General features: G+C 68.8%; 26 protein-coding genes and 1 pseudogene. 3 read left to right on the top strand and 24 right to left on the bottom strand.

Going from position 1 to position 22795, the window contains the following annotated elements:
* The 3 genes from WA805_RS14170 to WA805_RS14160 form a co-directional block, all read right to left on the bottom strand.
* Positions 1-342: TOPRIM nucleotidyl transferase/hydrolase domain-containing protein (locus tag WA805_RS14170; RefSeq protein WP_425242554.1), on the bottom strand; the 342-nt coding region annotated here is incomplete at its 3' end.
* A gap of 481 nt (positions 343-823) precedes the next feature.
* The gene (locus WA805_RS14165; RefSeq protein ID WP_422340823.1) at positions 824-2056 is read right to left on the bottom strand and encodes a CU044_5270 family protein; all 1233 of its coding nucleotides are present in this window, start codon (positions 2054-2056) and stop codon (positions 824-826) included.
* Positions 2053-2619, bottom strand: coding sequence for an RNA polymerase sigma factor (locus tag WA805_RS14160; protein WP_422271827.1), 567 nt, complete (start codon positions 2617-2619; stop codon positions 2053-2055). Before WA805_RS14160 ends, WA805_RS14165 begins: the two co-directional genes overlap by 4 nt.
* A 615-nt stretch (positions 2620-3234) precedes the next feature.
* On the opposite strand from WA805_RS14160, the gene WA805_RS14155 reads away from it, so the two are divergent.
* The 3 genes from WA805_RS14155 (at position 3235) to WA805_RS14145 (ending at position 4767) form a co-directional block, all read left to right on the top strand.
* Positions 3235-3753, top strand: coding sequence for a transposase (locus WA805_RS14155; protein WP_422271825.1), 519 nt, complete (start codon positions 3235-3237; stop codon positions 3751-3753).
* Positions 3754-3826: 73 nt separating this feature from the next.
* Entirely contained in the window at positions 3827-4318 is a 492-nt protein-coding gene (locus WA805_RS14150; protein ID WP_422271823.1) for a recombinase family protein, read from the top strand.
* Positions 4319-4458: 140 nt separating this feature from the next.
* Positions 4459-4767, top strand: a complete 309-nt coding sequence (locus WA805_RS14145) for a hypothetical protein (RefSeq protein WP_422271841.1) — start codon at positions 4459-4461, stop codon at positions 4765-4767.
* A gap of 430 nt (positions 4768-5197) precedes the next feature.
* Here the strand turns inward: WA805_RS14145 and WA805_RS14140 are convergent, their stop codons facing one another.
* The 21 genes and pseudogenes from WA805_RS14140 to rho form a co-directional block, all read right to left on the bottom strand.
* Positions 5198-5644, bottom strand: a complete 447-nt coding sequence (locus WA805_RS14140; RefSeq protein ID WP_425242553.1) for a DUF2550 domain-containing protein — start codon at positions 5642-5644, stop codon at positions 5198-5200.
* A gap of 12 nt (positions 5645-5656) precedes the next feature.
* A complete protein-coding gene (locus WA805_RS14135) occupies positions 5657-6061 on the bottom strand; it encodes a F0F1 ATP synthase subunit epsilon (protein ID WP_422271839.1) in 405 nt (134 codons plus the stop codon).
* A gap of 2 nt (positions 6062-6063) precedes the next feature.
* Positions 6064-7527, bottom strand: a complete 1464-nt coding sequence (gene atpD / locus WA805_RS14130; protein WP_422271819.1) for a F0F1 ATP synthase subunit beta — start codon at positions 7525-7527, stop codon at positions 6064-6066.
* A 6-nt stretch (positions 7528-7533) separates the two neighbouring features.
* The gene (locus WA805_RS14125; RefSeq protein WP_422271817.1) at positions 7534-8445 is read right to left on the bottom strand and encodes a F0F1 ATP synthase subunit gamma; all 912 of its coding nucleotides are present in this window, start codon (positions 8443-8445) and stop codon (positions 7534-7536) included.
* Positions 8446-8582: 137 nt separating this feature from the next.
* Positions 8583-10205: pseudogene (gene atpA, locus WA805_RS14120) on the bottom strand (F0F1 ATP synthase subunit alpha); the annotation flags it as partial.
* Positions 10206-10291: 86 nt separating this feature from the next.
* Complete coding sequence (locus WA805_RS14115; RefSeq protein WP_422271815.1) at positions 10292-11098, bottom strand: F0F1 ATP synthase subunit delta; 807 nt, start codon at positions 11096-11098, stop codon at positions 10292-10294.
* Positions 11098-11703, bottom strand: coding sequence for a F0F1 ATP synthase subunit B (locus WA805_RS14110; protein WP_422271813.1), 606 nt, complete (start codon positions 11701-11703; stop codon positions 11098-11100). Before WA805_RS14110 ends, WA805_RS14115 begins: the two co-directional genes overlap by 1 nt.
* Before the next feature lie 25 nt (positions 11704-11728).
* Positions 11729-11989, bottom strand: coding sequence for an ATP synthase F0 subunit C (atpE, locus tag WA805_RS14105; protein ID WP_422271811.1), 261 nt, complete (start codon positions 11987-11989; stop codon positions 11729-11731).
* Positions 11990-12064: 75 nt separating this feature from the next.
* Positions 12065-12871 (bottom strand): F0F1 ATP synthase subunit A, encoded by an 807-nt coding sequence (gene atpB / locus WA805_RS14100; protein WP_422288388.1) that lies wholly within the window; start codon positions 12869-12871, stop codon positions 12065-12067.
* A complete protein-coding gene (locus tag WA805_RS14095) occupies positions 12868-13209 on the bottom strand; it encodes a hypothetical protein (RefSeq protein ID WP_425242552.1) in 342 nt (113 codons plus the stop codon). Before WA805_RS14095 ends, atpB begins: the two co-directional genes overlap by 4 nt.
* Positions 13206-13616: a hypothetical protein gene (locus WA805_RS14090; protein WP_422271696.1), complete on the bottom strand. Its 411-nt coding sequence runs from the start codon at positions 13614-13616 to the stop codon at positions 13206-13208. The genes WA805_RS14095 and WA805_RS14090 overlap by 4 nt, the downstream gene beginning before the upstream one ends.
* Before the next feature lie 353 nt (positions 13617-13969).
* Positions 13970-15382 (bottom strand): glycosyltransferase family 4 protein, encoded by a 1413-nt coding sequence (locus WA805_RS14085; protein WP_424560783.1) that lies wholly within the window; start codon positions 15380-15382, stop codon positions 13970-13972.
* Positions 15383-15394: 12 nt separating this feature from the next.
* Positions 15395-16111: an L-threonylcarbamoyladenylate synthase gene (locus WA805_RS14080; RefSeq protein WP_425242551.1), complete on the bottom strand. Its 717-nt coding sequence runs from the start codon at positions 16109-16111 to the stop codon at positions 15395-15397.
* A 36-nt stretch (positions 16112-16147) separates the two neighbouring features.
* A complete protein-coding gene (gene tsaD / locus WA805_RS14075; RefSeq protein WP_424564034.1) occupies positions 16148-17149 on the bottom strand; it encodes a tRNA (adenosine(37)-N6)-threonylcarbamoyltransferase complex transferase subunit TsaD in 1002 nt (333 codons plus the stop codon).
* A complete protein-coding gene (locus WA805_RS14070; RefSeq protein WP_422280907.1) occupies positions 17146-17751 on the bottom strand; it encodes an L-threonylcarbamoyladenylate synthase in 606 nt (201 codons plus the stop codon). The genes tsaD and WA805_RS14070 overlap by 4 nt, the downstream gene beginning before the upstream one ends.
* 89 nt (positions 17752-17840) lie before the next feature.
* On the bottom strand, positions 17841-18506 hold the full coding sequence (gene tsaB, locus WA805_RS14065; protein WP_422288390.1) for a tRNA (adenosine(37)-N6)-threonylcarbamoyltransferase complex dimerization subunit type 1 TsaB: 666 nt from the start codon (positions 18504-18506) through the stop codon (positions 17841-17843).
* Between the two features lie 13 nt (positions 18507-18519).
* Entirely contained in the window at positions 18520-19011 is a 492-nt protein-coding gene (gene tsaE, locus WA805_RS14060; protein WP_424564035.1) for a tRNA (adenosine(37)-N6)-threonylcarbamoyltransferase complex ATPase subunit type 1 TsaE, read from the bottom strand.
* 13 nt (positions 19012-19024) lie between these two features.
* Positions 19025-19906, bottom strand: coding sequence for a peptide chain release factor N(5)-glutamine methyltransferase (gene prmC / locus WA805_RS14055; RefSeq protein WP_422287395.1), 882 nt, complete (start codon positions 19904-19906; stop codon positions 19025-19027).
* Positions 19903-20964, bottom strand: a complete 1062-nt coding sequence (gene prfA, locus WA805_RS14050; RefSeq protein ID WP_422280915.1) for a peptide chain release factor 1 — start codon at positions 20962-20964, stop codon at positions 19903-19905. Before prfA ends, prmC begins: the two co-directional genes overlap by 4 nt.
* Positions 20965-21045: 81 nt before the next feature.
* Entirely contained in the window at positions 21046-21279 is a 234-nt protein-coding gene (gene rpmE, locus WA805_RS14045; RefSeq protein ID WP_422280917.1) for a 50S ribosomal protein L31, read from the bottom strand.
* 122 nt (positions 21280-21401) lie between these two features.
* The coding region (rho, locus tag WA805_RS14040) for a transcription termination factor Rho (RefSeq protein ID WP_425242550.1) at positions 21402-22795 on the bottom strand (1394 nt) is incomplete at its 5' end.

The following is a 22795-nucleotide window of genomic DNA, read 5'->3' as shown; positions in this document are numbered from 1 at the left end:
ATCCAGGCCGGCCGCGGCCAGGCCGCGGCTGACGATGTGCGCCTCGCCCGCGTCGCAAAGCCCCGCGAGCCGGGCGCAGGTCCCCTCAGGGCCGAACCGCCGCAGGTAGCGGGCGACGCCGTGGGCGCCGCCGATCGGCAGCACCACGATGCCCTCGGCCGCCAGGTCCCGGCCGCGCCGCCCGGCGAGGGTCTCGACGGCGATCTGGTCGCTGACCCCCTCGACGAGCACGACGGTGCGGGCCGCGTCCGCCCGCGCCAGCGCCATGACGGTTGCCTCGGTGGCGGCCGCGGGCCCGGTCACATAGCCGACGAGGAGACCCTCGCCGTCGTCCGCCCGCATAGACCCACTGTTGCCCATGTTCCGAGGCAGGCGCCACCCGGTATTTCCGGGAAATCCGTGGCGTTTCCGTTGCTATAGCAGCAAGGAGCGGATATTCAAACACTCGTCCCGTTCGAAAGCTAACGATCGAAACAACCGTAGACGTGTGAGCTGCAATTCCGCAAGGATGCCAGCCCAAGCGGCGCCGCGCCCGCTCTGGCACTTGAACCCTGGATCGTTGCCATGACCCCTCGTCTCATGTAGCCGCATCCTTCCGCCACCGCACCGGCATCTCTGCCAGCGTTGGCGAGGTGTCGTTACCCCTGGTCATGGCGCAAGACGATCTGCCGTGTAGCTGGCGTGATGTCAGCGCTGGTCAGAGCATGTTCGCAAGTGGTCTGAAAAACCGCAACGCAGGCCGCGACCGCCGAGCAGGTGATGAGAGCAGAGGATCTCGGCGCGGGTGTCGGCCCCAGACGGTGCTGTAGACCAAGTCCTGTTCCTAGCTCGCCGGGACACCGATCTTGTCGGTCCAGCCCATGGACAGGTAAGCGATGGTGTCGGTGGTAGTCGCAGTGATGGTCGACCCGGCGCGGATTGGGTAGGTACTGATGCTGAGAGTTGGGTTGTGAATCTTGTTGGCGTCCGGACGCAACGGGTTGTAGGTCACGTCAAGGATCTGGGCGGTGGCCGGGTCGATTATCAGGTTGTCTTCAGTGCCTGCGTTGACGTCCACGCCGGTCCGGCCCAGCGGGTCAGTGACATCCTGAGCGACTGTGACGCCCGGCAGTGAGGCCAGCAGCTGGTAGTAGGCCGCCTTGACGGCGGGCTTGACCGGGCCGGGAAGCAGCTTCTGGCCCCATTCGAATACGTAAGCGACGTACCCCAAGGTCTCGCCAAGGCCGACCGACCGCTGATCCGCACTCAGGCCGCTGAATTTCCTGTGCAGCAGCGCGCCTAGTCCGGCCGCCGACGTCGGCAAGTTCCGGGCATCGGTCATGCTGAGCGCGTATATGTCTGACTGGGCGTCCGCGCCGAAGTTGTAGTCATTGGTGACTGGCCCATGGTCGCCGTACGTCCCGGAAGGGCCGAACAGCTTCGGTGAACCGTCGGCCTGCCATTTCGCCTTGTCGGCCGGCGTGGCGAAGTTGAACTGCAGATCCTCGCTAACGATCGTCCGAGTCCGGGTGGCACCGGTCCAGGTCTCCTGCGTGCTCGCGTAGTACGGCTTGTAATCGCTCGCCTTGTTCTGTGGCCAGGTTTCCGTGAAATCTCGCTCCTTGACGTACCAGTAGGAGCCCGTGGTCACCGGGGACTGCGCCGCAACATTGGCGCTGCCCAGCAGAAACGCGTGCGCGTCCAGCGGCGCGGCGGTTGTCGGGGGACGAGCGGCCGACGACGCCGCAGGCACCGACGGTGCCGCCGACGACGGCAAGGCCGAGGGGACGGCAGGCGATGGTCCCGTGGTCGTTATGACCAGCGCCACTGCCGCCGCGGCGGTCAGGCCAGCCCCCGCGACGGCCAGGACGCCACGGTGACCGCGCCATGGCCCCATTGGGCGACTGCGGCCACCTGGCCAGGCCCTAGAACGGGTGCCCCCCGCGCCGATGGCATCGACCGCTAGCCGGGCGAGATCGTCGCTCCGGTGCCTCATATACCCGTCTCGCGCTAGCCGCTCCAGGTCGGTCGGCCTGAGGTCGGCCATCACCTTCATCGGATCCTCGATATGGGTCATGTTTGCTCCTTAATGACCGAATGTGCTGTGCCGGGGTGGCTTGCCGGAACGCGGCCCTCCGAGGGGTTGTCAATGAACCGGAGCGCGTTGGTGAGCCTTTTGCGGGCGCGATGCAACCGGACCGTGAACGCGTGCGGTGTGCAGCCGACGACGGCTGCGGCATCCGCTACGGACAGGTCGTGCCAGGTCACCAGGGTCAGCGCCTCTACATCGCTGTCGGAGAGCGTCGCCAGCGCCTCCAACGCCGCGGCGCGCGTGACCACATGCTCACCCGCGTCCCACGCTTTCAGGTCATCGTCCGTGGTGAACGCCCGTATGCGGTCGGCGATCCGGCGCTGCCTACTGGCCAAGCCGAACTCCTGCAACAGCAGGTTGCGCGCCACCACGAGCAGCCAGGGTAGCGACGGCTGAGGAACCTCAGCCCGACGCCGCCATGCGATCAGGAATGTCTCGCTGGCCACGTCCTCGGCGGATCCAGGGTCAGCATGCTGCAGCGCGTAGCGCAGAACTCTTCGGTAATACTGGTCATATAGGCCGGTGAACCGCTCGTGCGCATCGTTCAAAGGGCCTCCTTTCCGTATGCACCGTCACTGTGTAATCCACCGTGAAGCGCCAGAATCACCGTGAAACCTAGCCCGCTTCAGAGTGCTTCCGGCGGGCCAGTATGGGAACCAGCCGCCCGCTCGGGAAAATTGCACAGTTCAGCCCTCTCCGCCTTAGCAAGCCGCCCTCCAACATGGTCAAGGTCAGCGGCTACGTGCTCATCGATGACCCGTAGCCAGCCATGCTCGTACAGCACCCACCAGGAATCCAGGTACCGCACCAGCCAGGGGAATCCCTGCCCGAACGGCTCCGCTGTTCCCGCCGAGAGCGCGGCGCTGCCTGGGCACCTCGGCGAGCGAGGCGCGGGCGGTCCGGCATCCGTGCTACTGAGAACTTCGGTGTGGCCCCGGTACGCACTAAGTTTGCTATTTAACCCATGTTGTCTGGGTTGTCCTGAGTTGCTTGTGGTGTCCGGCGTGGCGTGGTGACATGAGACGGCCACCGCTTGATGATCTTCGGGTTCCTGCGAAAAAACCTGGAGATCAAGGCGGTGGCCGTGGCTTTTATTATGTCGTGGCGCGAGGGCCGTAACCGGGCGGACCAGCAGACGGCGGCTGGCGGGGTTCCGGGACGGGTTGTACTGCTCGCTCGGGATGCGCCGCGATGCCCTGTTCGAGATCTGCGACGCGCTGGCGTGCCGGCCGGAGCGCGTGCACATGCTGGCGGAGCTGTGCCTGGAGCCGGAGTGCCGCCGCGGGCACGGCGGCGTCTACGACGCGGTAAACAGCGGCGAGATCGTGATCGGGCGGCTGCGGCGGGCGGTGGACGCGGTCCCGCTGCGCCCCTGGGACGACGGCCGGATCCGGCTGGCCTGCGATGTCTCGAACTGGCTTCGGCCGGACGCGGAGACCAGCCCGGAGCGGCTGTTCTGCCACGTGTACGCGCGCGGCAAGGGGAACGCGCAGATGATCCCCGGCTGGCCGTACTCGTGGATCGCGGTGCTGGAGCCCGGCCGCACCTCCTGGACGCTGCCGCTGGACACCGTCCGGCTGGGCCCGGAAGACGATGCCACGGAGGTGACGGCCGCCCAGGTCCGTGATGCCGTCGCGCGGCTGACGGCGGCCGGGCACTGGAAGCCGAGTCGCGGGCTATGAGCTGACCCGGCTGGCCTGGCTGCTGGCGGACCTGCCCGCGGACGTCACCGGGCTGAACGCCACCACCGTCCTCGTGCGGAGAGTCAAGCAGGGGGTGGCGGAGTGGTACCGGATCCAGCTGAAGGCCAAGACTAGGAAGGTCCTGGAACAGCACGCCATCGACGGGTACAACAACGGCCGCGTCCCGTTCGGCTACACCGCCGACCGGATCGCCCACCCCGTCCCGATGAAAGCAGGCCAAGGCCGCGTCCGCACCCGGTTGGCGGTCGACTCGCAGGCCGGGCCGTGGGTCACCAGGATGTTCGAGTGGCGGGTGCTGGAGCAGCTGTCGCGGGAGGCGATCGCCGGGCGGCTGGAAGCCGCCGGCGTCCCTAGCCCGGGCAGCGGCGGCGGCTGGGGACCCATGACGGTCGGGAAGATCCTGGCGAACCCGAAGTACACCGGGTTCATGGTGTACGGCCGGACGAAGAACACCGGCAAGTCCCAGCGGCCCGGGCAGCGCAAGATCCGCAGCGTCCCCGCGAGCAGTGGACCTGGTCCCCGGCCCCGGTCCACCCCGCCCTGATCTCCCGTCAGCTCTGGGAAGAGGCCCAGAAGATCGGCGCGGCCCATGAGGGGGTGCGGGACGCCGAGGTGCCCACCAGCCGCGCCGGGCGCCGGTACCCGCTGCGGTCGAGGCTGCACTGCTCGCAGTGCGGGCGGCGGATGACCGGATCGACCCGCCCTGGGCGGCGCGCGGGACAGTGCTACACCTACTACGTGTGCCCTCGGCGCGAGAGCAACCCCCGCGACGTGCACCGCTGCCCCGGCCACGTCCGGACCGCCGTCCGCGAGGACACCATCACCGCCGCGATCGCCGCCTTCCTGGACCAGTTCGTGTTCGGATACGACCGGGCGCGATGCTGCAGGCTCAGCTGCCGGCGTCGGCGGCTGAGGCCGCCGCGCGCCGCGACGCCCAGGCCGCCCAGCTCCGCAAGCGGATCGCCCGCAACGAAGCCAGCCAGAAAGGCCTGATCAGCGAACTCGCCCAGCTCGGCGACGACACCAGCCCCGCCGCCGCGTACCGCAAGCGGATCCGCGAACACCACACCGAGCTGGACAGCCAGGCCGCCGCGCTGCACGCCCACCTGGAAGCCATCACCGCCCAGGCCGCCTCCGAGAACGACCCCACCCTCATCAGCGAACTGCCCTACGCCCCCGGGTCCCTGCTCCAGGCCCCCGACCACGTACGCGAAGCCCTCTACGCCGCGCTGAACCTGCACTGCACCTTCCGCGGCGACAAACAGCAGGTCACCATCCGCGCTACCATCACCGACACCACCCCCGGCATTGTTGCCGCGCTGATCGCTGACCCCCGCACAGACACCGGATCGTCAAAACGATCACCAGGTCCGCTTGACGATCCGAACAACTCTGCTATCACCACGGAAACGCCACGGATTTCTTACGCCATGCCGGAGAGGTGCGAGCCGGGCGGGGAGGCCTCCAGCCAGGACAGGAAGCCGGTGAGTGCCTCCTCCGTCATGGCCAGCTCAACGTTGTCGGAGTCACCGGTGGAGAGCTCGACGACGACGCGGTCGGCGCCGAGGACGCTGGCGTCGGCGGCCAGCGAAGGGCGGCGGGACTGCACCGTGAGCGACCTGCGGTGCAGCACCTGCTCGGGGCGGAACCTGACGTCGAGCGCGCCGTACCAGCACAGCTCATCGCCCTGGTACGAGGCCACCCCCAGGCGCCAGCCGCCGCGCCCCGCAGGGTGGCGCAGGCCGCACTCCACCGTCGCGCCACCGCGTTCGAGCAGGTAGCGGCGGGTGGCCAGCGCGGCGGCGAGGACCACGACGAGCAGTAGGAAGGCGGCGAAGAGCCAGGCAGCGTCTAGCGCCAGGCCGCCCACCCCCGCTCCGTGTCAGGCCTGTTCGCCAGCGGCCCGCAAGCGTGCCCTCGCGTACTTGACCTCGGGCGACTCCTCGGCGGCGGCCGCCGAGCCCGCCTCCGCGGTCGCCTCGTCCAGCTCGGCCTTGGCGGTCGACAGGTCGATGTCGTCGGCGAGCTCACCCACCGACGCGAGGATCGACACCCGGTTGCCGGTCACGGACAGGAACCCGTCCCTGACCGCGGCCCGCACCACGTCGCCGGTGCTTTCGTTCCCCGGCACCTCGCGAATGCGCACCAGGCTGCCCGGCGACAGGATCCCGAAGACCGGCGCATGCCCCGGGAGGACCCCGATGTCGCCGTCCAGGGTCTTCGCGATCACCAGGCCAGCCTCGCCGGACCAGAGCGACCGGTCCGGCATCAGCAGCTCCACGTGCATCGTCACGAGCGCTCCATGTCCTTGGCCTTCGCCTCGACATCCTCGATGCCGCCGACCATGTAGAACGCCTGCTCGGGAACGTTGTCGTACTTGCCCTCGGCGATCGCCTTGAACGAGGCGATCGTGTCGTCCAGCGGCGTGAAGACACCCGGCTGCCCGGTGAACTGCTCGGCGACGTACATCGGCTGGGACAGGAACCGCTCGACGCGCCGGGCGCGCTGCACGGTGATCTGGTCCTCCTGGGACAGCTCGTCGATGCCCAGGATCGCGATGATGTCCTGCAGCTCCTTGTACCGCTGCAGGATCTGCTGGACGGTGCGGGCCACGTCGTAGTGCTCCTGGCCGATGTACCTGGGGTCGAGGATCCGCGACGAGGAGTCCAGCGGGTCCACCGCCGGGTAGATGCCCCGCGCCGTGATCTCCCTGGACAGCACGGTGGTGGCGTCGAGGTGCGCGAACACCGTGTGCGGCGCCGGGTCGGTAATGTCGTCGGCGGGCACGTAGATCGCCTGCATGGAGGTGATCGAGTGACCTCGGGTGGAGGTGATCCGCTCCTGCAGCTGGCCCATCTCGTCCGCGAGGGTCGGCTGGTAACCCACGGCGGACGGCATCCGGCCGAGCAGCGTGGACACCTCAGAGCCGGCCTGGGTGAACCGGAAGATGTTGTCGATGAACAGCAGCACGTCCTGCTTCTGCACGTCCCGGAAGTATTCGGCCATCGTCAGCGCGGACAGCGCGACCCGCAGCCGGGTGCCCGGCGGCTCGTCCATCTGGCCGAACACCAGGGCGGTGTCCTTGATGACCCCGGACTCGGTCATCTCGAGGAACAGGTCGTTGCCCTCGCGGGTCCGCTCGCCCACCCCGGCGAAGACGGAGACGCCGCCGAAGTTCTGCGCGACCCGGCGGATCATCTCCTGGATGAGCACGGTCTTGCCGACGCCCGCGCCGCCGAACAGGCCGATCTTGCCGCCCAGCACATACGGGGTCATCAGGTCGAGGACCTTGATGCCCGTGACGAACATCTGCGTCTTGGACTCGAGCTGGTCCAGCGGCGGGGCCGGCCGGTGGATCGGCCACCGCTCCGTCACCTTAAGGCTCGACGTCGGCACGTCCAGCGTCTCGCCGAGCACGTTGAACACATGCCCCTTGGTCACGTCGCCCACCGGGACCTCGATCGGGGCGCCGGTGTTGGTCACCTCGGCGCCGCGGACCAGGCCGTCGGTCGGCTCCAGCGCGATCGCGCGGATCATGTTGTCGCCGATGTGCTGCTCGACCTCGAGGGTCAGCGTCCGCGCCGTCTCCCCCTCGCCGGCGAAGGCGAGATCCACGTGCAGCGCGTAGTAGATCTCCGGCATCTGCTCGGCCGGGAACTCCACGTCGACGACCGGGCCGATGACCCGGGCGACGCGGCCGGTTCCCGCCGCGGCGGCCCCGCTCTCCGCGGGGTTTTCTACGGTGGCGGTCATGGTTTCTTACTCACTCCCTGCGCTCGCCTCAGCGAGCGCGTTAGCCCCGCCGACGATTTCGCTGATTTCCGAGGTGATCTCGGCCTGCCGGGCGTTGTTCGCTTCCCGGGTCAGCCGGTCTATCAAGTCGTTCGCGTTGTCCGTGGCGGCCTTCATCGCGCGCCGCCGCGCCGCCAGCTCGGCTGCCGCCGCTTCCAGCATGGCGTAGTAGATCCGGCTGGCTATGTACTGGGGCAGCAGCGAGTCGAGCACGATGTCCGTGGACGGCTCGAATTCGTAGGACGGCAGCGGGCCGCCGGGCGGCGGCCCCTCCTTCTCCTCGATCTGCAAGGGCAGCAGCCGCCGGACGGCCGGCCGCTGCGTGAGCATCGAGACGAACTCCGTCGACACCAGGTAGATCTCGTCCACCCCGCCCTCGTCGGCCGGCGCGGTGAAAGCCTCGAGCAGCGCGGTGGCCACCTTCTCCGCGTCGGCGTATGACGGCCGGACGGAGAAGCCGCTCCACTCGCGTTCGATCGGGATGTCGCGGAAGCGGTGCCAGCCGATGCCCTTGCGGCCCGCCACGTAGATGACGCTCTGCACGCCCTCGTCCGTGTTGCGCTGCCGCAGCCGAGCGGACTCGCGCAGAACGTTCGCGTTGTAGCCGCCCGCGAAGCCGCCGTCGCTGGTCAGGATGAGTACCGCTGCCCTGCTGACCGACTCGGGCTCGGAGACCATCGGGTGGTTGAGCGAGCCAGACCGGCTCACCAGCGCCTCCACCGCCTGGGTGAGCTCGCGCGCGTACGGCTCGGCCGCCCGCGTGCGCTGCTGCGCCCTGATGATCCGCGACGACGCGATCAGCTCCTGGGCGCGGGTGATCTTGCCAATCGACTTGACCGCCCTGATCCGCGCCCGGACCACGCGAAGCTGTGCCGCCATGGCGCCTACTCGCCGCCCTCGGCGTTCGCGCCGCCCTCGGCGTTCGCGCCGTCGTCAGACAGGCCCACGCCCTCCGCGGTCGCGCCCGCGCTGTCGGAGGTGCTTTCGTCGCCGGTGTCGGTGTCCCGGTACCGGGCGACCGACTCCTGCTTCGCCTCGCCCGCACCGAGCGGCTCGGCGGCGCTGTCCTCGTCGGACACCAGCAGCTGACCGCCGGTCACCTCGAACGTCCGGCGGAACCTGTCGATCACGTCCTTCAGGGCGGTGACAGTGTCGTCCGACAGGTCACTGGTCTCCTTGATCGCGGCCAGGATGCCCGGCTGCTCACGCCGCAGGTAGTCGAGGAACTCGGTCTCGAACCGCCTGACGTCCTCGATCGGCACGTCGTCGATCTGGCCGGTGGTGCCCGCCCAGATCGAGACGACCTCGTCCTCGACGGGGAACGGCGAGTACTGCGGCTGCTTCAGCAGCTCGACGAGCCGGGCACCGCGATCGAGCTGGGCCCGGGACGCCGCGTCGAGGTCCGACGCGAACGCCGCGAACGCCTCCAGATCGCGGTATTGCGACAGGGACAGCCGCAGGGTGCCCGCGACCTTCTTCATCGCCTTGATCTGGGCGTTGCCGCCCACCCTGGACACCGACTGGCCGACGTTGATGGCCGGCCGGACACCGGCGTTGAACAGGTCGGTCTCCAGGAAGATCTGCCCGTCGGTGATCGAGATGACGTTCGTCGGGATGTAGGCCGAGATGTCGTTGGCCTTCGTCTCGACGATCGGCAGCCCGGTCATCGAGCCCGCGCCAAGGTCGTCCGACAGCTTCGCGCAGCGCTCGAGGAGCCGCGAGTGCAGGTAGAAGACGTCACCGGGGTACGCTTCGCGGCCCGGCGGACGGCGCAGCAGCAGGGAGATGGCCCGGTACGCCTCGGCCTGCTTGGACAGGTCGTCGAAGACGATCAGGACGTGCTTGCCGTCGTACATCCAGTGCTGGCCGATCGCGCTGCCGGTGTACGGGGCGATGTACTTGTAGCCGCTCGGGTCGGACGCGGGCGCGGCCACGATCGTGGTGTACTCCATCGCCCCGACCTCTTCAAGCGCCTGCTTGATGCCGGCGATCGTCGAGCCCTTCTGGCCGACCGCGACGTAGATGCAGCGCACCTGGCGGAGCGGGTCACCGGACGCCCAGTTGTCCTTCTGGTTGATGATCGTGTCGATCGCGATCGACGTCTTGCCGGTCTGCCGGTCGCCGATGATCAGCTGGCGCTGGCCGCGGCCGATCGCGGTCATCGCGTCGATCGCCTTGATGCCGGTCTGCAGCGGCTCCTTCACCGGCTGCCGCTGCACCACCGTCGGCGCCTGCAGTTCCAGGGCGCGCAGCGTGGTGTCCTCGATAGGGCCGAGGCCGTCGAGCGGCTCGCCGAGCGGGCCGACCATCCGGCCGAGGAACGCGTCGCCGACCGGGACGGACAGCACCTCCCCGGTCCGCTTTACCTGCTGGCCCTCCTCGATTTCGGAAAACTCACCGAGGATGACCACGCCGATCTCACGTATGTCCAGGTTCAGCGCGAGGCCGCGGACGCCGTTCTCGAACTCAAGAAGCTCGTTCGCCATGGCCGAAGGCAGCCCCTCGACGCGGGCGATGCCGTCGCCGCACTCGGTGACCGTGCCGATCTCTTCACGCTCGACGCCAGCTGGCTCGTATTCTTCGACGAACTGCGCTAGCGCGTCACGGATCTCATCCGGCCGGATTGTCAGCTCCGCCATCTTCCCCATTCCGTTCGTGTATTCCTGGGCCGGCTCTTGCGCCGGCCACCCGGGGCCGGGCTTCGCGCCGGCCGAATCAAGCCTCGTCAGCCTGCGAGTTTGCGCCGGACCTCGGCCAGGCGGCTGGCCGCGGTCCCCTCTATCAGCTCATCCCCGATCTGGATGGACACGCCACCTATGACCGCCGGATCGTGCACGACATTCAGGTGAATTCCCTGGCCGTAGGCCGCGGTGAGCGTTTCACCGAGCCTGCGCCGCTGTTCCGCTGTCAGCTCGGTGGCGACACGCACCACGGCGATGAGCTGCTCCCGCCGCCGGGCCGCTATGCCGGCGGCCAGATCGAGCGCTGCCTGCGGGGAACGGCCGCGCGTGTGCGTCAGCAGCTGCGTGATCAGGCTCATCGACGGCGAACTGACCTTGTCCTCCAGCAAGTTGGCCAGCAGGTCACGCTTGGCGTTCTCTGGCGCGGGCCCGATCAGCGCCGACCGCAGCGCCGGCTGTCCGGACACCAGGCGGCCGAACCTGAACAGGTCGTCCTCTAGGTCATCTAGCTTATGCCTGCGTTGCGCGGACACCGTGAACGCCTCGATGGCGAGCTGCTCGATCGCGTCGGCCAGATCGCTGGAGCTGGCCCAGCGGGCCGACACGGCCGCGACTACCAGCTCCTCGGTTTCCGCGGACACCTTGCCGTGCAGCAGCCGCCCTGCCACCGCCGCCTTCTCCTCCGGCGGCTTGGTCGGATCCGCCAGCGCGCGCCGCAGGCCGTGCTCGGAGTCGAGCAGCCGGACGACCGCGAACAGCTCGTCGCCGACCCGGTCGGCGCTGTCGGCGGTCGAGATCGCGGACAGCCCCTCCCGCAGCCCGGCGTAGGAGGCCCTGCTGGCGCCCCGCATTACTGCCCGGCCCCCGTCGGGGTCGTGGCCTGCCCAGCGGCCTCGCCCGCGCCACGGGCGCCGACGGCAGCGCCGCCGTCCGCCGAGTCGAGCTCGTCAAGGAAGCGGTCGACCATCCGGGTCTGCCGAGCCACGTCGGTGAGCGATTCGCCCACGATCCGGCTGGCCAGCTCGGTCGCCAGCGTCCCGACCTCGCCGCGCAGCGAGGTGAGCGCCTGCTGCCGGTCCGCCTCGATCTGGGACTGCGCGGCGTCGGTGATCCGGCGTGCCTCCGCTTCGGCGCGCTCCCGCATCTCGGCGATGATCGCGGCGCCCTGCTCCCTGGCCTCCTCGCGCATCCGCGCGGCTTCGTGCCTGGCGTCGTCGAGCTGCGCCCGGTACTGCTGCAGCACCGCCTGCGCCTCGGCCTGCGCCTCGTCGGCCCGGTTGATGCCGCCCTCGATCTGGTCGTGGCGCTCCTCGAGCGTCTTCATAATCCGCGGCAGGCCTATCTTGGCGAGGAAGCCGAACACCAAGACGAAAAGGATCGTGCCGATGATGAACTCGGGCCACGAGGGGAGCAGCGGATTCGTCGATGCCGTGCTGTCGGCGAGCTGGTGCATCATGATGCACTCACTTTCCTCGAGCTGGTCAGGCGGTGTACTTGAAGATGAACGGGGCCACGAGGCCGATGAGGGCCAGCGCCTCGGTGAGCGAGAAGCCGATCCACATGTAGAGCGAGATGCGGCCGGTTGCCTCGGGCTGCCGGGCCATGGCCTCGATCGCGTGACCGAAGACCAGGCCGATGCCAATGCCGGGGCCGATGGCGGCGAGACCGTAGCCGACCGCGCCGATGTTGATGTTCAGGTAGCTGGTCGTCGAGGCTGCTGCGAGAGAAGCGGCGAGTGACATTAATCCATTCCTTTACGTTGCGGCCCCGCTGGGCTCTTTGACAGGAAACTCGTGGTCGGTGAAGTCAGATACGGGCTAGTGGGCCGGTTCCACGGAGGAGGCTATGTACGTGGCGGTCAGCGTGGTGAAGATGAACGCCTGCAGCAGCGTGACCAGGGTCTCGAGCACGAAGACGAAGATCGCCAGCGCGAACGAGCCCGCGGCGTACAGCAGGCCGACGGACAGGCTCAGCAGGTACCACGACGCGATCGTAAAGATCGTCAGCAGCAGGTGACCGGCGAACATGTTCCCGAACAGCCGCACCCCCAGCGTGAACGGCTGGAAGACGAAGAACCTGAGCAACTCGACCGGCACCAGGATGATGTAGATCGGCGCCGGCACGCCCGGCGGGATCATGTTCCTCAAGTACCCCCAGGCGCCCTGGTGCTTGACGCCCAGGTACAGGTAGAGGAAGTAGACGATGAACACCATTGGCCAGACGAAGCCGATCCTGGACGTGACCGGGAACTGCAAGATCGGGATCAGTTCCATGATGTTCATGATGTAGATGAAGAAGAACAGCGACACGAGGAACGGCAGGTACGAGTCGCCTCTCGCGCCCAACGACGGGCGGAGGATCTGGTCCCGCACGGCCAGGATGGCCATCTCGCCGAGGCTCTGCGTGCGGCCCGGGATCAGCTTGGGCTTGCGGAACGCCGCCCAGAAGAACCCGATCACCACGACCGCGGCCAGGATCGCGAGCAGCATCGGCTTGGTGAAGCTGAACGAGCCGATCGTGAAGATCGGCTTCCATGCGAAGTCCTGCAGGCCAGGGGCGGGGAATCCGCACCCGTTAAAGATGTGGCAGCCGCCGCCCGCGGCGGCCGCAACGGCACCGGTCACCGGCTCTTCTCCTCCCGGGGAATTCCCCTCCGGTGGCTCGCGCGCCGGCTCGCGGTCGCGCTCATGCCCGTCTTCATGTCCTTGTCTCCATCCGCGCCCGCATTCCGGCCGTATCGCCAGATGATGAAGCCGATGGAGATCGCGAGCCCAACCAGCATGCCGATCGGGAAAAGCAGTTCTACGTGCACCGCGCGCCCGATCAGCCAGCCGATGAGGCCATAGGCGGCCATGCCGCTGAGCAGGTAGCTGAACACCGTCCAGCCGATGTTCAGCCCTAGGGCGCGGCCTTCCGCGTCAGGGCTGGTGTCCCGCCGGCCGCGCACGCTCACGTCGCTCACGCTTTACCGCTCCCGTCCGGCTCCACATACGGGATCTTGAGCTTTATCGTGGTGACGACCTCCGCCACGCCCCAGGCCAGGATGCAGATGATCGCGGTGAAGCCGAGCATCCGGCCGTTGAACGCGGTGGACTTGCCTAGCAGGATCACCACGATCGCGAAGCCGATGATCTTGACCACGTAGCTAATCATGGCCGCGGCCATCATGACCTGCGGGCTGATCTTCGCTGCACGGCCCACGACGAGCACGCTGATGCCGAAGAACGCCGTGACGATCGCCACCCCGATCAGCGCGCCGTAAAGGCCCTTGGCACCGCCCAGCGCGGCGCAGACGGCGACGCATACGGCAGCGACCGCGCCGGTGAGCGCGGCCGAGCGCCGTACGACGCGGCCATAGGTTGCCATCATCTGCTTGGCTCCTGAGGGATCGCTGGCTTCGCTGCTCGGATGGGTCTGCCCCAGCGGAGCTTCCCTGGACACGGCACCCGAAGGGGCGATACCACGCCCGCGACCCGGATACCCGGGCTTGCCGCGGTCCACGAAAAGTATCACGGGCCCTCTCGCTTGCCAGCAGGGGAGGTGCTTGTGAAGCGTGTCACAAGCTTCTTGACTGTTACTTTACCTGATTGCTGACTTTACATGACCCTAGGGCGGCCCCGCGAGGGGCCCCCTCCCCAAGTTCCGGCACGTCGGACAGTGATTGGCACCAAAATCCGGCACGCTAGCCCCAGTGGCCTCGCCGGCCCCGCCTGCCCCGGACGTCAGGGCCGGCTTGGTCCCCGGCGGTTGGGCAGCGGCGCGCGCCGCCCCGCCCCGTTCGGGCGTACGCCGTTCCCTGGCAACCCGTTCGGCGGCAACCCGTTCGGCGGCAAGCCATTCAACGGCAAGCCGTTCACGGGCCTGCCGTCGAGCGCCGCGCCCTGCGCGGGCATCCCGTCAGGAAGCGTCGCGTTCGGTACGGCGTCATTCGGAGCTGCCACCGCGTAGCTGGTAGCGCTCGTAGGTTCGTCGGAACGTACCGTGCGTACTCGCTGCACCCCATGTCTCGGGACGGTTGCACCGCGCCACGGGCGGAGCCGTGGCATCGTCGCCGCGAGCAGCACGGCGATGGCGGCGACGGTGGCCAGCGCGAGCCAGATCAGGCCGATGCGAACGAGGGACAGGCCGACCACCGTGCCGGAGAACAGCACCGCCCACAGGTACATGAGCAGCACGCTCTGCCGGTGCGAGTGACCCATGTGCAGCAGCCGGTGGTGCAGGTGCAGGCCGTCTGCCGCGAACGGGGACTTGCCCGCCTTGGTCCTGCGGATCACCGCGAGCAGCAGGTCCGTATACGGGATGATCAGGATCGCGACCGGCAGCAGCAGCGGCAGGATGGTGCCGAACCGGTTGACCGGGTGCAGGTGCGAGTAATTGACCAGGATGTTCTGGTCGAGGGAGGCCGTGCTCGAGATCGGCCCGTAGGCGAGCATCAGGCCGAGCAGCATCGCCCCGGTGTCGCCCATGAAGATCCGCGCCGGGTGGAAGTTGTGCGGCAGGAACCCGATGCAGGCACCCGCGAGCACGGCCGACGCCACTGCGGGGATCGACTGCGACGGGATGCCGACCGAGTGGGTCAGCGTGTAGGAGTAGAGCAGGTAGGCAAGCGCCGAAATGCCGACGACGCCGGCCGCTAGCCCGTCGAGGCCGTCGATGAAGTTGACCGCGTTGATCGTCATGACGACGAGCAGGATCGTCAGGGTGTAGCTGAGGTCCGGCTCGAGCAGCAGGGTCTCGCTGCCAGGCAGCGGTATCCACGGCAGGTAGGCGCCGCTCCACACCAGGATGCCGCCCGCCGCGATCTGCCCGGCCAGCTTGCTGATCGCGCTCAGCCCCCACCGGTCGTCCACGATCCCGATGAGGACGAGCAGGCCGCCGGCCAGCACCAGCCCCTGGATGGTGCGCGCCGAGGGAAAGGCCTGCTTGAGGTAGCTGAGCCGGTCCGCGACCAGCAGCCCGGCCACCAGGCCGGCGTAGATCGCCACCCCGCCGAGCAGCGGGGTCGGCTGCTTGTGCACGTCCCGGCTGCGTGGCGCGTGCTGCGCATTGATGGCGATCGCGCCGCGCCGCACCAGCGGGGTCAGCACGTAGGTCACCGCCGCCGCGAGGACCAGGATGAAGAGATAATCACGCATGGCGGCGCCGGGTCAGGAGCCCGTTCCCGCGTCTTCGCCGGCCAGCGGATGCGGCTCGGCGGGCTTGACGGGGATCTCGTCTGGGGCCGGCAGGTCTATTACGGGGACGACCTTGCGGACGTCGTCGACGCCGATCGCGCCCGCGCGGAGCATCCGCGGCACGGTCCCGGTCAGGTCGAGGATCGTCGATGTCACGTTGCCAGGGCATGGCCCGGCGTCCAGGTAGACGGCGACGGCACCGCCGAGCTGCGCCTCGGCCCGAGCGGCGGTCGTGACGGCCGGCGCGCCGGCCAGGCTCGCGCTGCTCACCGCAAGCGGGCCGGACTGCCGCAGCACTTCGAGCGCCAGGGGATGCAGCGGCATCCGCACCGCGACGGTGCCCAGGGTGTCGCCGAGATCCCAGACCAGCGTCGGGCTGGCACGGAACACCAGGGTGAGCGCGCCGGGCCAGAATTCGTCGATCAGGTCCTGCCCGAAGGCGCCGAGCGACTCGGTAAGCGCCGCCGCGGTCCGCACGCTGCCGACGAGCACCGTGGGGGGCGCGCTCCTGGTTCCGCCCCTGGCGGCCTGCAGGGCGGCCACCGCGGCCGGGGAGAAAGCGTCGGCCGCCAGACCGTACACCGTGTCGGTGGGGATGACGGCCAGTTCACCGTTCCGCAGCGCCGCGACGGCCTCCACGAGCCCGGCCGACCGCTGAGCGGAGTCCCCGCAGTCAAACCGTGTGCTCATAGGTACCCATCCTCCCATAAGGGACGGAGAGTGGACTTAGAACGCTTCCATTCCCAGTCCCGGCACGGGCTCAAGTGTGTTGGTGATGCCGTTCGTGAGGTAATCCCAGGTGGCGAGGCCGATCATGGCCCCGTTGTCAGTCGACCATTTCACCGGCGGCAGGCACAGCCCGATGCCGAGGCCCGCGCACAGCTCCGTGGCCGCGGCCCGCAGCTGCGGGCTCGCGGCGACGCCGCCGACGATCACGAGCGAGGATACGGGGTACTCCTTGATCGCGGCGCGGCACTTCGAGATGAGGACTTCCATGCACGCCTCGACGAACGCCGCGGCCACGTCCGCGGGCTGCGCGTCCGGGGTCGCCGCGAGGTACCTCTCCACCGCCGACTTGAGCCCGGAGAACGAGAAGTCGAGTCCCTGCCGCAGCATCGGCCGCGGGAATCGCACCTGCGGCGTCCCGCTGGGCGCGAGCCGGTCAATAGCGGGGCCGCCGGGGTACCCCAGCCCCAGCATGCGGGCGACCTTGTCGTACGCCTCGCCGACCGAGTCGTCGACCGTTGAGCCGATGAGGCGGATGTCGGTGGTGCTCTCGAGCCGTGCCAGTAGCGTGTGGCCGCCGGAGACGAGCAGCACGATCGCCGGGAACTTGACCCGGCTCTCCTCCAGGTCCGCGCTGCGCAGGTGCCCGCGCAGGTGGTTCACGCCGATGACGGGGACTTCCCAGCCGTGTCCCAGGCCGGCGGCGGTGTTCAGGCCGACCATGAGCGAGCCGATCAGCCCGGGGCCCCGAGTCACCCCGATAGCGGCCAGGTCACGGGGGCGGACGCCCGAGTCCGAGAGCACGGCCTGGACGGTCGGCAGAATCTTGTCGATGTGCGCCCTGCTAGCCAGCTCGGGGTAAACGCCGCCGAAGGTGGTGTGCAGCGCCGCCTGGGACGCGACGCACGACGCGATCACGCTGCCGCGGGGGTCCACAAGCGCGACCGCGGTGTCGTCGCAGGAGGTCTCCACTCCGAGCACGAGAGACCCATGACCGCTCATCCGAGTATTGCCTCTATCTCTTCCGCCGGGACAGCGCCCACGCGCTCCACCACCGGCGGGACCGAGCGGCAATTAACGAGTGTGGAAGGCACCGTGTCGCGATTCCCGTCATCGATGACCAAATCGGGTTCGCTCACCAAAGTAAAAAGTATATCAGGAACCGATTCCCTGACCTGCTCCGCGTGCAGGTTAGCGCTGGTCACAAGCAGCGGCCCGGTCGTGTCGATAATCGCGAGCAGCCGCTCGTCATCGGGCATCCGCACCGCGAACTCGTCGCGCCCGCGCAGCCACGGCGCCAGGTCATCCGGTGATACCCCGACGGCCAGGGTGAGCGGCCCAGGCACGTATTTCGACTGCAGCAGCAATTCAGCGGCCCGGCTCACCACGCCGCCCAGGGCCGTAATGTGGTCCACCGACGAAATCATCACCGGCAGGTTGACCGAACGCGGACGGCCTTTCATCGCGAAAAGCCGGGTGACCGACTCGTCGTGCTCCGGGTGCACCGCGAGGCCGTACACCGTATCGGTCGGCAGTAGCACAACACCGCCCGCCAGCAGGCACGCGGCGGCGCGCTCCGCCTCCTCGCGGACTCGTTCCTCCACTGTCCGTCACCTCCGGGTTACGTCGATCGCGGTCGCGCGATCAATATAGTCGGCCCCGCTGGGTCACCGGGTGAGACACGCGAAGGGCGTTACCGGGCGGCCTGGTTGTGGAATATCAGCGACGCTTCGTTGACCGGGCTGGCGATGGGGACCAGCCGCTCGGGGTCGGACATGGCGGCCCGCGCCGTCTGGTACAGCACGGTGACGTCCGCCTCCGCGATCCCGGTGTCCGTGATGGTCACGCCGGGGAGCAGGCCCGCCACGTCGGCCGCGGGCACCCCCGCGAGACTGACCCTGTCAAGGCCGCCTGCTATCGACGGCACGACGGAATCGTGCGGGCCGTGGCGCAGCTCCGCCAGCTGGCCGTCGGCGAAGAGCCCGGCGTAGGTGTTTCCCCCGGTGCCCCTCCTGAGGCAGAGGAACGGGCCGTCGTGCTTCTCGGCGGCCGCGATGGCCATCAGCTCGAGTGAGGTGATCGGGAAGATCCGCACGCCGAGGCTGAAGGCCAGCCCGTTCGCGTAGGCGACGGCCGCCCGCATCGATGACAGCCCGCCGGGGCCGATGTCCACCGCGATCGCGGCGATATCCCTGAAGGCGGCCCCGCTTTCAGCCAGCGTCTGGGCCACCAGGTCGCCGAGGCCCGTGAACGCGGGGTCATCCCGGCGGGACACGCGCTGCGCCCGAGGGCGTTCCCCGTCGCCCGCGGCGGCCGCGTACGTTCTCGACGACGCCTCGAGGGCAAGTGCGAACCCCATCAGTACGCGCTCCTCAGCTGAGTTTCGTTTCGGTGAGCAAGGCTGCCTGCAGGGCGTCGAGCACCGGCAGCCACCGCGGGCTATCAGAGGAAAAGCCGATTACCCGCAGGTCCGGCGCGCTCTGGTCATAGTGGAATTCCACCAGCAGATGGCTGGGGAAGTCTTCAGCGACCGTCTCGCCCCATTCGATCATGGTGATCGACTCGTCGAAGTATTCATCCAGCCCGAGATCGCGGAATTCGTGGATGCCCGCCAGCCGGTAGGTGTCGATGTGCAGGATCTTGCCCTGCTCCAGCGGGTAGAAGTGCGCGATCGTGAAGGTGGGGCTCGTGACCACGGCCGTCGAGCCCGCCGCGGCCGCCAGCGCCTTGACGAACGTCGTCTTGCCGGTGGCCAGCCCGCCCTTGAGCAGGACGACGTCGCCCGGGCGCAGTCGCGGGGCCAGCAGCGCCGCGACCGTGCCGGTCCCCTCCGCTCCCTTGGTTGACACCGTGATCGAGTCCACGGGTGAGTCCCTCCTAAGTCCCGGCGCTTCGCGCGGTGACGAAACGATCGCGCCCGGCCAGGTCCTTGTGGTTGCGGGTGTCCCGCCAGCCCGACTCCTCAGGGAACACCCAGTAAACCTCAGCACCCTGCTGCGCGCCGTGCTCCACGGCGACGAACCCGTCGGGACGCAGCAGCCGCCTGGCGACGCGCTCGACCGCGCGGACCGCGGTCATCCCGTCCTCGCCGCTCCACAGCGCGGCGGGCGGGTCGTACTCGCCGACCTCGGGCGGGACGATCGAGCCGACCGGGATGTACGGCGGGTTGCTGACCACCACGTCGACCGTCCCGGCGAGCTCTTCGAGCCCGTCGAGCCCGGCCAGGTCCCCGGTGAAGTCACCGGCGTGCAGCAGCACCCGCCCGGCGGTGTAGGAGTCCACGTGGCCGGTGATGTTCCGCTCCGCCCAGCCGCGGGCCAGCGGGTCCGCCTCCACCGCGTGCACCGTGGCGCGCGGCACCTCCTGGGCGATGGACAGCGCGATCGCTCCCGACCCGGTGCCCAGGTCGACCGCGATGGGGGACGCGACGTCCATCTCGCGCAGCCGGTCGATGACCCAGCCGGTCATCACCTCGGTCTCCGGGCGCGGCACGAAAACCCCCGGGCCGACGTCTAGTTCCAGGTAGCGGAAGAACGCCTGCCCGGTGATGTGCTGCAGCGGCTCCCTGTTGGCCCGGCGGGCGATGCCCTCCCAGTACCGCGCGTCGAACTCCGCGTCGGGCACCGTGTGCAGCTCGCCGCGCTTGACGTTGTGCACGTGCGCCGCGATCAGCTCCGCGTCAGCACGCGGCGAGTCGACGCCAGCCTCCGCCAGCCGCGCGGTGGCCAGCGCGATCTCGTCAAGCAGCAAGCTGCTCATTGATCCCCGAGCTTCGCTTCCAGGTCCGCGGCGGCCAGCGCGTCGATCACGCCGTCGAGGTCTCCGTCGATGACCTGATCCAGGTTGTAGGCCTTGTAGCCCACGCGGTGGTCGGAGATCCGGTTCTCAGGAAAGTTGTAGGTGCGGACCCGCTCGGACCTGTCGACGGTGCGCACCTGCGCCTTGCGCTCGGCCGAGGCCTTGGCGTCGGCGTCCGCCTCGGCCTGCGCCAGCAGGCGGGCGCGCAGCACGCGCAGCGCCTGCTCCTTGTTCTGCAGCTGGCTCTTCTCGTTCTGGCAGGACACTACGATGCCGGTCGGCAAGTGGGTGATCCTGACAGCGGAGTCGGTGGTGTTCACCGACTGCCCGCCGGGACCCGAGGAACGGAACACGTCGACCTTGATGTCGTTGTCGTTGACCTGCACGTCCACCGGGTCCGCCTCGGGCATCACGAGCACGCCGGCCGCGGAAGTGTGGATGCGGCCCTGCGACTCGGTGACGGGGACGCGCTGCACACGGTGCACGCCGCCCTCGTACTTCAGCCGCGACCAGGCGCCAGCGCCGCCGCCCCGGCCGGCCTTGACCGCGACGGTCGCGTCCTTGACGCCGCCCAGGCCGGTGCCGGTGGAGTCGATGACCTCGGTCTTCCAGCCGTGCCGCTCGGCATAGCGCAGGTACATGCGCAGCAGGTCGGAGGCGAAGAGCGCGGACTCCTCGCCGCCCTCGCCCGCCTTTACTTCGAGGATGGTGTCCTTGCCGTCGTTCGGGTCCTTAGGCACGAGCAGCACCCGCAGCCGCTCCTCAAGGCCCGCACGCTGCTTCGCGAGCTCGTCGGCCTCGATCGCGAACGCCGGGTCCTCAGCCGCTAGCTCGCGGGCGGCCTGCTCGTCCTCGCCCGCCTGCTGCCACTCACGGAAAGCGGCGACGATAGGCGTGAGCTCGGCGTACCTCTTGGCGAGCTTCCTGGCCTGATCCGCGTTCGCGTGCACGCCGGGATCGGCGAGCGCGCGTTCAAGCTCCGCGTGCTCGCCCGCCAGCTCACCAAGCCGGTCGAACACAGTCAACCTTCCTTCATTCGAATGTATGTACAACCCAAACGCCCGCGCGCCATGTGCTGGCACGCGGGCGCTGCGGAAGAGCTACTTCTTGCCGGAGTTCCCGGCAGTCGCGGCCTTGCCGAACCGCTTCTCGAACCGTGCGACGCGTCCGCCGGTGTCGAGGATCTTCTGCTTGCCCGTGTAGAACGGGTGGCAGTTCGAGCACACGTCGGTGTGGATCGCGCCGTTCTTCGCGGTAGACCGCGTGACGAACGTGTTCCCGCAACCGCAGGTCACCGTGGTTTCCTGGTACGCGGGGTGAATCTCAGGCTTCACTTGTTTGGCTCCTTGCCTCAAGCGGTCGCCGGGTCGCCTGCTGCGAGACGTGAACCGGTACCGCGTAGTCGCGGCTTTCTAGTGTGCCAGACGCGCAAACCGCTCGTGACCGGCAGATATTCCTATTGCCTGTCCTGGCCCAGTCCCACCGTCGTCTTCTGGACCTGGAGGAGGAACTCGGCGTTGCTGCGCGTCTTGCGCAACTGCTCCATGAGGAGCTCGAGCGCCTGCTGCGGCTCGAGGGCGTGCAGCACGCGGCGCAGCTGCCAGATGACCTTGAGCTCATCCGGCGCCATCAGGATCTCCTCCTTGCGGGTGCTCGACGCGTCCACGTCGACCGCCGGGAACAGCCGCTTGTCGGCGAGCTCGCGGCGCAGCCGCAGCTCCATGTTGCCGGTGCCCTTGAACTCCTCGAAGATCACCTCGTCCATCCGCGAGCCGGTCTCGATCAGCGCGGTCGCGAGGATGGTCAGCGAGCCGCCGTTCTCGATGTTGCGCGCCGCCCCGAAGAACCGCTTCGGCGGGTACAGCGCGGTCGAGTCAACACCGCCGGAGAGGATACGGCCGCTGGCCGGCGCCGCCTGGTTGTAGGCCCGGCCGAGCCGGGTGATCGAGTCAAGCAGGACCACGACGTCGTGGCCCATCTCGACCAGCCGCTTAGCGCGCTCGATCGCCAGCTCGGCGACCGTGGTGTGGTCGTCGGCCGGGTGGTCGAAGGTGGAGTGGATCACCTCGCCCTTGACGGTGCGCTGCATGTCGGTGACTTCCTCTGGCCGCTCGTCCACGAGGACGACCATAAGGTGGCACTCCGGGTTGTTCTTGGTGATCGCGTTGGCGATGGCCTGCAAGATCATCGTCTTGCCCGCCTTGGGCGGCGACACGATCAGGCCCCGCTGGCCCTTGCCGATCGGGCAGATCAAGTCGATGATCCTGGTGACCATATTGGTCGGGTCGGTCTCAAGCCGCAGCCGGTCCTGCGGGTAGAGCGGGACCAGCTTGGAGAAGTCGGGGCGACCCGTGGACTGCTCTGGGTCCAGGCCGTTGACCTTGTCCAGCCGGACCAGCGCGTTGAACTTCTCCCTGCGCTCGCCGTCGCGCGGCTGGCGGACGGCGCCCTCGATGACGTCGCCCTTGCGCAGCCCGTGCTTGCGCACCTGGGACAGCGAGACGTACACGTCGTTGGGGCCGGGCAGGTAGCCCGTCGTGCGCACGAACGCGTAATTCTCCAGCACGTCCAGGATGCCCGCGATCGGGATCAGCACGTCGTCTTCGGCGATCACCGTCTCCGGCTCGCCGCCCGGACGGTCGCCGCGGCGACGGTTCCTGTTGCGGAACCGGTCGCGGCGTCCCCTGCGGCCCTGGCCGTCCTCGTCGTCGTCGTCGCGGGCGTTCCCGCCCGCGGAGTTCTGGCCGTTCTGCGCGTTCTGCGCGTTCTGGCCCCGGCCCGCGCCGCCCTGGGCGCCGGAGTCGCGGCCGTCCCTGCGCTGGTCGCGGGCATTGCCGCCCTGCCCGTCGC

Source organism: Trebonia sp. (genome assembly GCF_049794275.1).
Classification (GTDB): domain Bacteria; phylum Actinomycetota; class Actinomycetes; order Streptosporangiales; family Streptosporangiaceae; genus Trebonia.
This window is presented reverse-complemented; position numbering and strand designations above follow the sequence as displayed.

Coding starts and splice junctions, on each gene's coding strand:
- atpE (WP_422271811.1), bottom strand. CDS start 11,989: ATGTCACTCGCCGCTTCTCTCGCAGCAGCCTCGACGACCAGCTACCTG.
- WA805_RS14085 (WP_424560783.1), bottom strand. CDS start 15,382: ATGCGTGATTATCTCTTCATCCTGGTCCTCGCGGCGGCGGTGACCTAC.
- WA805_RS14165 (WP_422340823.1), bottom strand. CDS start 2,056: ATGACCCATATCGAGGATCCGATGAAGGTGATGGCCGACCTCAGGCCG.
- tsaD (WP_424564034.1), bottom strand. CDS start 17,149: ATGAGCGGTCATGGGTCTCTCGTGCTCGGAGTGGAGACCTCCTGCGAC.
- WA805_RS14080 (WP_425242551.1), bottom strand. CDS start 16,111: ATGAGCACACGGTTTGACTGCGGGGACTCCGCTCAGCGGTCGGCCGGG.
- WA805_RS14135 (WP_422271839.1), bottom strand. CDS start 6,061: ATGCACGTGGAGCTGCTGATGCCGGACCGGTCGCTCTGGTCCGGCGAG.
- WA805_RS14110 (WP_422271813.1), bottom strand. CDS start 11,703: ATGATGCACCAGCTCGCCGACAGCACGGCATCGACGAATCCGCTGCTC.
- prmC (WP_422287395.1), bottom strand. CDS start 19,906: ATGAGCAGCTTGCTGCTTGACGAGATCGCGCTGGCCACCGCGCGGCTG.
- atpD (WP_422271819.1), bottom strand. CDS start 7,527: ATGACCGCCACCGTAGAAAACCCCGCGGAGAGCGGGGCCGCCGCGGCG.
- WA805_RS14115 (WP_422271815.1), bottom strand. CDS start 11,098: ATGCGGGGCGCCAGCAGGGCCTCCTACGCCGGGCTGCGGGAGGGGCTG.
- tsaB (WP_422288390.1), bottom strand. CDS start 18,506: ATGGGGTTCGCACTTGCCCTCGAGGCGTCGTCGAGAACGTACGCGGCC.
- WA805_RS14145 (WP_422271841.1), top strand. CDS start 4,459: ATGACCGGATCGACCCGCCCTGGGCGGCGCGCGGGACAGTGCTACACC.
- WA805_RS14125 (WP_422271817.1), bottom strand. CDS start 8,445: ATGGCGGCACAGCTTCGCGTGGTCCGGGCGCGGATCAGGGCGGTCAAG.
- WA805_RS14090 (WP_422271696.1), bottom strand. CDS start 13,616: ATGATGGCAACCTATGGCCGCGTCGTACGGCGCTCGGCCGCGCTCACC.